Annotated in this window: 13 protein-coding genes; 10 read left to right on the forward strand and 3 right to left on the reverse strand. The window is 26.4% G+C overall.

Annotated features, from left to right (window positions below; translation table 11 throughout):
* The first annotated feature begins 70 nt into the window (after positions 1 to 70).
* From greA to ACKU3H_RS07965, 10 genes are all read left to right on the forward strand, one after another.
* Entirely contained in the window at positions 71 to 556 is a 486-nt protein-coding gene (greA, locus tag ACKU3H_RS07920) for a transcription elongation factor GreA (RefSeq protein WP_320036435.1), read from the forward strand.
* A complete protein-coding gene (gene argC / locus ACKU3H_RS07925; RefSeq protein WP_320036436.1) occupies positions 556 to 1560 on the forward strand; it encodes an N-acetyl-gamma-glutamyl-phosphate reductase in 1005 nt (334 codons plus the stop codon). Before greA ends, argC begins: the two co-directional genes overlap by 1 nt.
* Positions 1550 to 2242, forward strand: coding sequence for a UDP-2,3-diacylglucosamine diphosphatase (locus ACKU3H_RS07930; protein WP_320036437.1), 693 nt, complete (start codon positions 1550 to 1552; stop codon positions 2240 to 2242). Before argC ends, ACKU3H_RS07930 begins: the two co-directional genes overlap by 11 nt.
* Entirely contained in the window at positions 2239 to 2799 is a 561-nt protein-coding gene (locus tag ACKU3H_RS07935) for a hypothetical protein (protein WP_320036438.1), read from the forward strand. Before ACKU3H_RS07930 ends, ACKU3H_RS07935 begins: the two co-directional genes overlap by 4 nt.
* Positions 2800 to 2858: 59 nt before the next feature.
* Positions 2859 to 3755, forward strand: a complete 897-nt coding sequence (ppk2, locus tag ACKU3H_RS07940; protein WP_320036439.1) for a polyphosphate kinase 2 — start codon at positions 2859 to 2861, stop codon at positions 3753 to 3755.
* A gap of 68 nt (positions 3756 to 3823) precedes the next feature.
* Positions 3824 to 7216 carry a transporter substrate-binding domain-containing protein gene (locus tag ACKU3H_RS07945; RefSeq protein WP_320036440.1) on the forward strand — a complete coding sequence of 1131 codons (3393 nt, stop codon included), beginning with the start codon at positions 3824 to 3826 and terminating at the stop codon, positions 7214 to 7216.
* A gap of 66 nt (positions 7217 to 7282) precedes the next feature.
* Entirely contained in the window at positions 7283 to 9256 is a 1974-nt protein-coding gene (gene uvrB, locus ACKU3H_RS07950) for an excinuclease ABC subunit UvrB (RefSeq protein WP_320036441.1), read from the forward strand.
* A 10-nt stretch (positions 9257 to 9266) separates the two neighbouring features.
* Positions 9267 to 9851 carry a DJ-1/PfpI family protein gene (locus ACKU3H_RS07955; RefSeq protein ID WP_320036442.1) on the forward strand — a complete coding sequence of 195 codons (585 nt, stop codon included), beginning with the start codon at positions 9267 to 9269 and terminating at the stop codon, positions 9849 to 9851.
* Positions 9852 to 9863: 12 nt separating this feature from the next.
* On the forward strand, positions 9864 to 10517 hold the full coding sequence (nth, locus tag ACKU3H_RS07960) for an endonuclease III (protein WP_320036443.1): 654 nt from the start codon (positions 9864 to 9866) through the stop codon (positions 10515 to 10517).
* Between the two features lie 76 nt (positions 10518 to 10593).
* Positions 10594 to 10875 carry a hypothetical protein gene (locus tag ACKU3H_RS07965; protein ID WP_320036444.1) on the forward strand — a complete coding sequence of 94 codons (282 nt, stop codon included), beginning with the start codon at positions 10594 to 10596 and terminating at the stop codon, positions 10873 to 10875.
* Positions 10876 to 10905: 30 nt separating this feature from the next.
* Here the strand turns inward: ACKU3H_RS07965 and ACKU3H_RS07970 are convergent, their stop codons facing one another.
* From ACKU3H_RS07970 to ACKU3H_RS07980, 3 genes are read right to left on the reverse strand one after another with little or no spacing between them, the layout of a single operon-like run.
* Complete coding sequence (locus ACKU3H_RS07970) at positions 10906 to 11889, reverse strand: hypothetical protein (protein WP_320036445.1); 984 nt, start codon at positions 11887 to 11889, stop codon at positions 10906 to 10908.
* Between the two features lies 1 nt (position 11890).
* Positions 11891 to 12301: a hypothetical protein gene (locus ACKU3H_RS07975; RefSeq protein WP_320036446.1), complete on the reverse strand. Its 411-nt coding sequence runs from the start codon at positions 12299 to 12301 to the stop codon at positions 11891 to 11893.
* On the reverse strand, positions 12301 to 12558 hold the full coding sequence (locus ACKU3H_RS07980) for a hypothetical protein (RefSeq protein ID WP_320036447.1): 258 nt from the start codon (positions 12556 to 12558) through the stop codon (positions 12301 to 12303). Before ACKU3H_RS07980 ends, ACKU3H_RS07975 begins: the two co-directional genes overlap by 1 nt.
* Between the last annotated feature and the right edge of the window lie 36 nt (positions 12559 to 12594).

Consider the following 12594-nt stretch of genomic DNA (forward strand, 5'->3'; position numbering starts at 1 on the left):
TACTCTTTTATAAAAATTTCGGTATTATATCAAATTAAATCAAAACATAAATTTATAAATAGGAGGCTTCATGGATAAAGAGCCAATGACACGAGTAGGATATGAAAAAATTACAAATGAATTAGATTTTTTGAAAAGTAAAGAAAGACCTGAAACTGTAATTGCACTTGATGAAGCAAGACAACTTGGTGACTTAAAAGAGAATGCAGAATATCATGCTGCAAAAGATAAGTTAGCTTTAATTGATTCTCAGATTAGAGAATTAGGTTCAATTATTTCAAAAGCTGTGATTATAGATCCTGAAAGTTTACCTCATGATAAAGTAAGTTTTGGATCAACAGTTGAATTAGTTGATGTAGATACAGAAGAAGAGTTTACCTATGCAATTGTTGGTGGAGTTGAGTCAAATGCAGATAATGGAATGATATCTTTTAATTCCCCTTTAGCAAAACAATTATTAGGTAAAGAGGAGGGTGATGAAGTAACTGCAACATTACCTGGTGGTCAAAAAACTTTTGAAGTGTTAAGTGTATCTTATCAGGAGTTAAAATTATAATGAATGTAGCAATAATTGGAGCAAGTGGTTATACAGGTTTAGAGTTAATAAAAATATTAATTAATCATCCAAAATTTGATATTACTTATATAGCAAACTCTACAGGTGAACAAAATGTTCAAGAACTTCATCCTTGTTTAAAAGATGTAGTAAATGCAGAGGTTCAAAAAGCAGATGCAAAAGAGGTTAGCAAAGTTGCCGATTTAGCATTTTTAGCACTACCTCACAAAACTTCAATGTCTTTTGCTAAAGAGCTTTTAGAGTTAGGTGTAAAAGTTGTTGATTTAAGTGCAGATTATAGACTTGAACTTGAAACTTATGAAAAACATTATTGTCCACATGAAGATAAAGAGCATATAAAAGATTCAGTATATGGATTACCTGAATATTATAAAGATGAGTTAAAAGGTGCAAGTTTAGTAGCAAATCCTGGATGTTTTCCAACAGCAGCACTATTAGCACTTTTACCTTTTATAGATTATATTGATACAAATGCACAAATTTTTATTGATGCAAAAACAGGTATGAGTGGAGCAGGTAAAGGTTTAAAAGAGGTTACTCATTTTGGACATTTAAATGAAAACTGTCATGCTTATAATCCTTTTAAACACAGACATATGCCAGAGATTGAAGAGAAGGTAAAACTTCTTAAAAATGTAGATTGTCAAATCAATTTTGTTCCTCATCTTTTACCAATTACAAGAGGTATGTTAGTTTCTGTATTTGCTACTCTTAAAGATGATGTTGATGTTGAAAAAATATTAGAAGATAGTTATAAAAATTCAAAATTTGTAAGAGTTAGAAAAGAAGTAGTAGATTTAAAATCAACTGCAGGAACAAATTTTTGTGATATTTTTGTAGCAAAAAATGGTAAAGCATTGTTTGTTAATTCTTCAATTGACAATTTATTAAGAGGTGCTTCTTCTCAAGCAGTTGTAAATGCAAATTTAATGTGTGGATTTGAAGAAGATGAAGGGATTCCTAAAATAGCCTATGTACCTTAATATAAAAGATGATGCTATTTTTGTAGCAGATGCTCATTATAATGAAAAAAAGACACAATTATTAACTTTTTTAAAAAAGTTAGATTCCGGAGAGATCCGCACATCTCAACTTTTTTTAATGGGTGATATGTTTGATTTTATTTCAGGTGAAAGTGAGTATTTTGTAAATAGAAATAATGATTTAATTGAATTAATAAACAAACTTTCAAAAATAATTGAAATAGTTTACTTAGAGGGAAATCATGATTATAATATGAATATGCTTTTTCCTCAAGTATTAGTAATAAAACGAGAAAATCAACCAATAGTTGCCGAATATAAAGAAAAAACTGTTGAGATAGCACATGGAGATATTTTTACCCCATGGCATTATAATTTGTATTGTAAAATTATAAGAAATCATTCTTTATTGGTTTTTTTAAATATGCTTGATTTTAACTATTTTATTTCAAAAAAAATATATTACACACTTATTAAGAAAGAGATTTGTTTTAAAATGAAAAATTTTGATGAGTTTGCAAAAAGAAGATTATTAAATTATAAAAGTGATATTGTAATTGAAGGACATTTTCATCAAGGGAAAACCTTTGAGGATAAGCAATTATATGTAAATGTTCCATCGTTATGTTGTGAAGATAGTTATTTTAGACTAAATAAAGTTTTTACAAGGGAAAATTTATGATAAATATAAATTTAATTTATTTGGGAATTATTTTTTTAGTAATATTTATTGTTTTATTGATTGTTTTACTTATAGTATTTACAGGGAAAAATCAAAAAACTAGTAGTAACAAAACAACTAGAAACTATCATGTATCTATGCCAACTACTTATACTTTAGATTTGCCTAAAATAATAGAAGGTATGTCAAAAAACCAATTAAGAGATATCTCTAAAAAAATATTTGAATCATATAAATCTTTTGATTATAAAAATCAAGCAAGTTCTAGGTTATCAGAAAAAGAGTGGCATTCATGGCAAGTTTCAATACTATTAATGACTTTTAAAAGATTAGAAGAATTGGTTATTTATAACCAAGAAGATATTTTTCCTGATATTATTATAAATTCAAGTGAAAATGATATAAAAAGTCTTATGAGAGATATAATAAGAAAATATGAACAATATGTAGATTTTAACCAATCTAAAGATGCTTTATGTAAAGACTATATTTGGTCAAATAGAGATGTATCTGTTATATTTTATTTTTTAGCAAATTATAAAAACTATTCAAAATAGACAATATTATTGTTTTGTAACTTATTTTAGTTATCCTACGATTTTAATTTGGAGTAATAATGAAAATAGAAAAACTATATGATAAAGAGATTGAAGATATTTTAAATTATAAAGATTTTTTAGATATCTTAAAAACTAATCCTAGTGAAGAGTTTTTAAAGGATTTACATGCAAAATATGAATATCGTTCGCAAGAAGAGGCTTTAAGAACACTTCAGGTAGAACTTATAAAACTTCAAGACCATTTAGAAAAATACAATGAAAAAATGATAATCTTGATTGAGGGTAGAGATGCTTCAGGAAAAGGTGGAGCAATAAGAAGAATAACAAGATATATGAATGAAAAACACTATAGAGTAGTTGCTTTAGGTAGACCATCTGATGTGGAAAAAAATCAATGGTATTTTCAAAGATATATTCAACACTTTCCAAAAGGTGGAGAGATAGTACTTTTTGATAGGTCTTGGTACAATAGATCAATGGTTGAACCTGTTTTTGGTTTTTGTACAGAAGATCAATATGAAACTTTTATGAAAACTGTTCCAAGATTTGAAGAAGATTTAATAGATCATGGAATTCATTTTTTAAAGATATACTTTTCTGTATCAAAAGAGGAACAATCAAAAAGATTTGAAGAGAGAGAAGAAAATCCTCTAAAGCATTGGAAGTTAAGTGAAATTGATTTACAAATGCAAGAAAGATGGGATGAATTTACTCGTAAAAAATATAGAATGTTAAAAGAAACAAACACTAAAAAATCTCCATGGACTATTATTAGAAGTGATGATAAGTTTATTGCAAGAGTAAATGCTATTAAAACAATTTTAAATAAAGTTGATTATGAAGGAAGGGATTCTAGAATTGATTTTAAAGTTGATCCTAAAATTGTTATTTCTGCTGAAAAAGAATTAGAAATTATGGCTCAAACTGCAAAAACTAGAGAAGGAAGTAACTAGTACATACCTAAACAGTATAAAATAAATTTTTTTATACTATAATGCATAATTATTTTTAGGAAATAGTTATGCATAAACTTTTATTAATCTTTATTTTATCTACTTTAGTATGGGCAAATAATATATTTACAAAAGAAGAAAATGATTGGATTAAAAGTAATCCATCAGTTAAAATCTCTATGTTAAATAATTTTCAACCCTTTTCATATATCTCAAATAATCAACATAAAGGTTTTAGTGTAGATTTAATAAATCAAATCTCAAAAGTTAGTGGTTTGAAATTTGAAATAAAAACATCTTCATGGTCTAAAGCATTAGATGATTTTAAGAATGGAAAAACTGATATTATTTCAGATATATCATATACAGATGAGCGTTCAGAGTATGCGCTTTTTACTGAACCTTATTATGAAATACCCACTTTTGTTTTTGGTTTAAAAAATGATAGTACTTATAAAAACAATAAGTCATTAATAGGTAAAAAAGTAGGTGTATCAAGAAGTATATTTTATAAAAATGATTTAATAAATATGGGTTTAGATGTAATTGAATTTGATTCAAGTAATGAAAAAGCAAAAGCAATAGTAACAGGAAAAATCGATTATTTCTTAGCATCTTATACTTCGGGAATAAAAGCAATTAATTCTCAGTCATTAATCACTCTTAAAGCTATTGATGAGTTTAAAAGTATAAAAAAAGAGGATTTAAGATTTGGTGTAAGTAAAGATAAACTTTTTTTAAAATCTATATTACAAAAATCTTTAAATTCTTTAGAATCAAATTTTTTATTTACTCTTGCAAATACTTGGGTAGCAAAAATAGAAGAAAATGCTTATAATCAAATAAATTTTACACAAGAAGAATTAGATTTCATAAATAAACATCCTAAGATAAAAATTGGTTCAATTGATACTTATATACCTTTTAGTTTTGTTTATAATGAAAAAAAAGTTGGCTTTACTCAAGAATTGCTAGATATTATTTCAAAAAAATCAGGTTTAACTTTTGAAAAAGTTGGAGGGACTTGGCCTGAAGTTTTTGGAAAATTCAAAAATAACCAAATAGATGTAATAAGTGAATTGTCTTATAGAAAAGAAAGAGTATCTTATACTTTATATACAAAGCCCTATTATGAAATACCAATTAGTGTTTTTGCAAATAGTGATTTTGGTTCTTATACTGGATTAAAATCCCTTGAAAATAAAAAAGTTGGTATAGTAAAAAACTCTTATTTAATTGATGTTTTAAATCAAGATAAAGATATAAAAATAGTAGAATTCGATACAAATAATGATAAGTTTTATGCCTTAAGAGATAAAAAAGTTGATGCAGTAATTAGTGGTGCTATTAGTATTCATAGATTAGAAAGATTACTTATAAAAGGTATAAAACCAATAGGCCTTTTTGTACATGATGAAGCAAAAAATGAAGATTTAAGATTTGGTATAAGAAAAGAAAAACCTATTTTAGCCTCTATTATGAGAAAAACTTTAGATTCAATACCTTTTTCTACAATAACTCAATTAAAACAAAAATGGATTTTGGACAATTATCATGATAATTTAGATGATGACAAAAAAATTGTTTTTAATGAAAAAGAAAAAGAATTTATTAAAAATAATCCTGAATTAACTTATAGTGAAATAAATTGGAAACCTTTATCTATAATTGAAAATAATACTATGAATGGGATTATGGGAGAGTATTTAAATATTATTTCACAAAGAACTGGAATAAAGTTTAAATATATCCCTTCTAATAATTGGTTAGAAGTTTTAGATAAATTCAAAGAAAAAAAGATTGATATTGTACCAGGTATTGGGAGTAGTCCACAAGAAACAAAATTAGGATTTACAAGTCATACATATAGCAGTTATCCTATGGTAGTTGTAACTACAGAAAAATTTAATTATATTCAAAATCTAAATGAATTATCTGGTAAAACAGTTGCTGTTCCAAAAGGGTATACTAGTTATAACTTTTTAATAGAAAATTATCCTAAATTAAATATTCGAACTACATCTGATATAAAAGAAGCATTAATTATGGTAGAAAGTGGTGAAGCAGATGCTTTTATAGGTCATATTGCCACATCTTTGTACAATATGAGTGAACTACATTTAAGAAATTTAAAAATCAGTGGTATTACAAATTTTACTTTTCAACATAAATATTTAATACAAAAAGATTCTCCTGTTTTAATCTCTATTATCAACAAAGTTTTAGATTCGATTACAGAGATTGAAAAAAAAGAGATTCACTCAAAATGGATTCAACCTTTAGTTGTAAAAGAAACAGTAGATTATTCACTTATTTATAAATTATTAATTGCTTTTTTAATTGTCCTAGGGATAATTTTATATTTTTTAAATAAACTTAAAAAACAGAAAAAAGAGTTTGAAACTATTTTTAAAATATCAAAAGATGGGATAGCAATTACCGATTTAAAAACAAATTTTTTAGAGTGTAATGAAGCTTATCTAAAAATGTTGGGATACACAAAAAACGAGCTAATAAATAAATCATCTATCAGTTTAACAGCACCTGAATATATAGAAAAAACTGAAAATGCTTTAGATATAGCTATAAAAGAGGGATATATTAAAAACTTTGAAAAAGTAACTATAGGCAAAAATGGAAGAAGAGTAAGGGTAAATATTACAATATCTGTTTTACCTGATAAAAAAAGATTATTATTTATTACAAAAGATGTTACTTCTCTTAAGCTTTTTGAAAATAATTTAAAACTTGCTTCAATGGGAGAAATGATTGGCAATATTGCTCATCAATGGAGACAACCTTTAAGTGTTATTACAACAAGTGCAAGTGGTTTAAGACTTAAGAGTGAATATGGGGAAAATATAAAAGATGAAGAGATTCAAGAGTTTTCAGAAAAAATTATTGAACAAGCAAGATATTTATCAGAAACAATAGATGATTTTAAAAATTTTATTAAAGGTACTACCGAGTTTAGAATAATAGATATTAAAGATATAATTCAATCTTCATTAAGCCTAACTTTTGCTGCAACAAATGATAACTATATTAAAGTTATTAAGAAAACTGATGAATCAATAAAAATAGATGGTAATAGAAATGAACTAGAACAAGTATTAATTAATATAATAAATAATTCAAAAGACGCGCTGGTTGAAAATGTAAAAGATACAGAAAGATATATTTTTATTGAAACAAAGAAAATAAATAATAAAACACTAGAACTAAAAGTTTATGATAATGGTGGTGGAATCTTAGAAAAAAATCTAGATAGAATATTTGAACCATATTTCACTACAAAACATAAATCAATTGGTACTGGTTTAGGTTTATCAATAGTTGATAAAATTATTAGAGAAAGACATAAACAGATGATTACTGTATATAACGAAGAGTTTAAATATGAAGGAAAATCTTATAAAGGTGCCTGTTTTAGTATTATATTTAAGTCAGATGTTATTTAGCTTTATAAAATATTTCAATTTGTAATATAAAACAACACATAATAAAATCTTGGATATAATCCCAAAATGAGTAAATTTAAAGTAAACAGTGAATATCAACCATCAGGTGATCAGCCAAATGCAATAAAGCAGATTAGTGATTCTATTATAAAAGGGAATCAATATACAACACTAGAGGGGGTTACTGGTTCAGGTAAAACCTACACAATGGCAAAAGTGATAGAAAAAACACAAATGCCAACTCTTATTATGACACATAATAAAACCCTTGCAGCTCAACTTTATAGTGAATTCAAGCAATTTTTTCCAAACAATCATGTTGAGTATTTTATTTCATACTATGATTACTATCAACCTGAAGCATATATACCTAGAACAGATCTTTTTATAGAAAAAGATTCTTCTATTAATGCAGAACTTGAAAGATTAAGACTTAGTGCAACTGCTTCATTACTTAGTTTTGATGATGTAATTGTAATTGCTTCTGTTTCTGCAAACTATGGTTTAGGGAATCCAGAAGAATACAAAGCAATGGTTCAAAGAATAGAAGTTGGTTTTGAGTATTCTCAAAAACAGTTTCTATTAAAACTTGTAGAGATGGGTTACAAAAGAAACGATAGCTTTTTTGATAGAGCAGACTTTAGAGTAAATGGGGATGTTATAGATATTTTTCCTGCTTATTATGAAGATGAATATATCCGTGTTGAGTTTTTTGGTGATGAGGTTGAATCTATTACTAAACATGAATACTTAACAAATGAAAAAACTAAAGAGTTAGATGAAGCAATAATCTATTCTGTTAATCCTTTTGTTGTTACAAGTGAAAACTTAGGACGAGCAGTTAAAGAGATAGAAGAAGAGCTTGATGATAGACTAGAATACTTCCAACAAGAAGACAAGTTGGTTGAGTATCAAAGACTAAAACAAAGAGTTGAGTTTGATTTAGAGATGATTGAGGGAACTGGTATGTGTAAGGGTATTGAAAATTATGCTAGACACTTAACTGGTTTAAAACCTGGACAAACTCCTTATTCTCTTATAAACTATTTTGACCAAATAGGAAAAGATTTTCTTCTAATAGTAGATGAATCACATGTTTCTTTACCACAATTTAGAGGGATGTATGCAGCCGATAGAAGTAGAAAAGAGGTTTTGGTTGATTATGGATTTAGACTTCCAAGTGCACTTGACAATAGACCTTTAAAGTTTGATGAATTTATAAAAAAAGCACCAAGATATCTTTTTGTGAGTGCAACTCCTGCTGATTTAGAGTTAGAAAAAAGTGATGTTGTAGCTAAACAGATTATTAGACCAACAGGACTTCTTGATCCATTGATTGATATTATAGATAGTGAATATCAAGTTGAAAAACTTCATGATGAGATTAAAAAAGTTATTGAAAAAAATGAAAGAGTTTTAGTAACAGTTTTAACAAAAAAGATGGCAGAAGAGTTAACTTCTTATTATTCTGATTTAGGAATAAAAGTAAAATATATGCATAGTGATATTGATGCTATTGAGAGAAACCAAATCATTAGAGAGCTTAGACTTGGTGAGTTTGATGTATTGGTTGGAATTAACCTTTTAAGAGAAGGGTTGGATATCCCTGAAACTTCCCTTGTAGCTATTTTAGATGCAGATAAAGAAGGTTTCTTAAGAAGTAGAACTTCACTAGTTCAAACAATGGGAAGAGCAGCAAGAAATGAAAATGGTAGAGTAATCTTATTTGCTAAAAGAATTACCGATTCTATGCAATATGCGATTGATTTAACTAAAAAAAGAAGAGAGATTCAAGAAGCATATAATAAAGAGCATGGAATAACTCCAAAAACTACAAAAAGAGCTTTAGATGAAAATCTAAAAATGGAAGAGTATGATGATACTGCTTGGAAAAGAGAAAAGATGAATAAAATTCCAGCAGCAGAAAGAAAGAAAATTTTAGTTGAATTAAATAAACAGATGACAAAAGCTGCAAAAGATTTAAATTTTGAAGAAGCAATTAGATTAAGAGATCAAATAGAAAAAATAAAAAAATCATAGAAGGTATTTAATGAATATAGGAATTTATATATATGATGACGCAGAAGTTTTAGACTTTTCTGGGCCATATGAAGTTTTTTCTGTAGCAAATAGATTTTTAGATGAAGAGAAAAAGCATAAGCTATTTTTTATAAATGAAGAGGGAAAAACTATAACAGCAAGAGGTAGTTTTAAGGTCTTAAGTGATTATACAATTTCAAACAGTCCAAATATTGATGTTTTAATTGTAGTTGGTGGAATACATACAGCTCAATTAGAAAAAGAAAATGTAATAAAGTGGATAAAAGAGGTTTCTAAAAAAGCGCAAATCACTGCTTCAGTTTGTACAGGGGCTTTTTTACTGGCAAAAGCAGGTGTGATAAAAGAGCATACAGTAACAACTCACTGGGAAGATATTCCTGACTTACAAAAAGATTTTCCACTTTTAAATGTAGTTAATGATGTTAGATGGGTGGATGAGGGAGATATTATAACTTCAGCTGGAATCTCAGCAGGTATTGATATGAGTTTATATCTTATATCTAAAATTTACAATGAAGAATTAGCTTTCAAAGTAGCTAAGCAAATGCAGTTTGACTGGACTAAAAACGATTAAAAGGAAAATAGGTTGCCAAGGTTAAAAAAAGCTACAAAAGAAGATATACAAATCATAAAAGAAGCATTTCAAGAGAAGTTTTCGGATGCAGTAACAGAGTTAAATTATAAAAATGATTATGAGTTATTAATTGCTATTATCCTTTCTGCTCAATGTACAGATAAAAGAGTAAATATAATCACACCAGCACTTTTTGAAAAATATCCAAGTGTATTTGATTTAGCGGAAGCTAATTTAGAAGAGGTAAAAGATTTACTAAAAAGCTGTTCTTTTTTTAATAATAAATCTAAAAATATTATAAAAATGGCACAAAGTGTAATTGCAAATTATGGTGGAGATATTCCACATAATCAAAAAGAGTTAATCAAATTAGCTGGAGTTGGAAATAAAACTGCAAATGTGTTTATGATAGAGTTTGAGGGTGCAAACCTAATGGCAGTTGATACACATGTTTTTAGAGTTTCTCATAGACTTGGTTTATCTTATGAAAAAACAGTTGAAAAAACTGAAGCTGATTTAGTAAAAAAATTAAAAGATGATTTACATATTTTTCATCAAGCGATGGTATTATTTGGAAGATATACCTGTAAAGCAGTAAGTCCTGATTGTGATAATTGTCTTTTCCCCCATGTTTGTAAAACAAAAAAATCATTTAAACCTCAATAAATAAAAAATAAAAAAAATTATGAAATATCCTTTTTTTATGTTATTATGTAAATAATAGATTTAAAAGGAGGGTGTTATGAGAGAAAGAATCAAAGTAAAAACTATCACTTTAGCTCAATATTTTAGGGAAGATAAAATAAACATTTCTCATATTGAGAAACCATATGGTGAGTTTAGTGACCCGGTTGTAAGAATCGATAGATTTGAAAATGGTAAAACTACAGGCTTAGTTGAAATCCCTTATGAAAATCTTGAAGAAGTTATTGAAGCATTACATAAAGCAGAAGATATGTGTGATTCAATACCTCATAATGATGTTCATGGTGAATTAAAATCTAATGTGGGTGGTGGAGCTTAGATAGATGTCTTTAAGGCATCTATCTATAAGTTAGTTATTTAATAAATATTCTTCAACAAATAGTTTTTTTATTTTTTGATTAAGACCATTTGCATTGAACATTATTAGTTCTCTGTAATATCTTTGTAAAGTTTTCTCTTTTAAAATTGATTTTCCCCCATCAATAATCATAGAAAGAGTAATGATGTTTTGAAGAAGATTAAAGAGTTTTATTCTTATCTTATCTAACTCTTCTCCATCATTAGAGTTTAAAAGATCTTTTTTGATTTTTTTTAGTTTCTTTTTTGAAATATTTTTAAATTTCTCATCATTTATATAGTCTAATGCCCCTAAGCCCAAACCATATAAAGCATAATGAACAGTTTTAGATAAAGATTTATTTTTAGTATAATTTCCAATTGGATTAGTAGAAACTATATCTTCATCTTTTACAAAAAAGTTTTCAAGTCTTATATTTACTGTATTTAAAGCTTGACCAACAAAAGTTTCTGGGGTGTCAACTATAGTAAAACCTTTGATTTCTTTAAATTCAGTTAGAACTTCCATCTCAGAATCTTTATGATGAAAGCCTATTAAAAGATGATCAAAAATTTTATAGCCACTTGCCCAAGTTAGTACACCATTTAATTTATAGCCACCTTTGCATTTTTTAGCTGTAACAAAACTTCCTTTCATCCTTAAATGGTTTATTGCAATTCCACATTTTTTATCGAAATAATACTCTCTTTTAGGGAAATTATTTTTAGACATAATTGCATTTGCAGCTAAGATTTGTATTGCTAAAAAAGTTAATGAAGCTGAATGTTTAGTAAGTTTACTAAACAGTTTTAGTTTTAGTTTATCTTGTAGTTCTTTATCATAATTATAAAGTTTAAAACAGTTGTTATTATAAGCTATGTCAAAACATTTTTTTAAGTTTTTTACACTTTCATCAACTTTTTCTAAAGGTTGATTTTGTAACTCTTTAGAAACTAAATTTAAATTTTTTATATATTTTTTATAAGTATCAGGCATTTTAATTTTTTTGACACTCCTCTTTTATATCATTGAAATTTTCAAATATATATTCATCTTGAATCTTTTTAACTTTTACATTATCCATTTTACAAAAATATTCTTCTTTATCTTTGTAAATAATATAATCAAAGTTATAAACAAAATTTGTTTTTGATGTTACTGTTTTATTATTAACTCTTTCATATGTGAATTTTGAAATTTTAATATTTTTTTCATTTTCATATTTTTGTTTAAATAATAATGGCACTTTTTCTTGTTGGTTTCTTGATATAAGTACAAAAACTAAACTTGATACTACAATTACTGCAACAAGTATCATGATCTCTTTCGTACCAAATTTATTATTTATTTTATAAATAGCAAAAGCTAAAACTGCTAGAAGTACTATTATTAAAACTATTACTTGCATTATGAACCTTTTAATCTTTTTTTGAATTCGTTTGGTGATAAATATTTACTTGTTGATGTAGATTTTGGTAAAAATTCATCTTCTAAAACTTTTTTTTGAACTTTTTGTTTATATTTCTCTTTTGATAAGTATCTATCTTTTTCATTATTTTTACTTTCAACATTTATATTTTTTATTAGTCCTGATTTTAGATTTTTTAAAATAGTCATTACTGTTGTAAGATTTTTGTCATCAACATCTATATTTATTTTTGCCATTAAATTCCTTTTTTGTAGTATATCATAAAAAGCAAA

The organism is Halarcobacter sp. (assembly GCF_963675975.1).
Taxonomy (GTDB): Bacteria; Campylobacterota; Campylobacteria; order Campylobacterales; family Arcobacteraceae; genus Halarcobacter.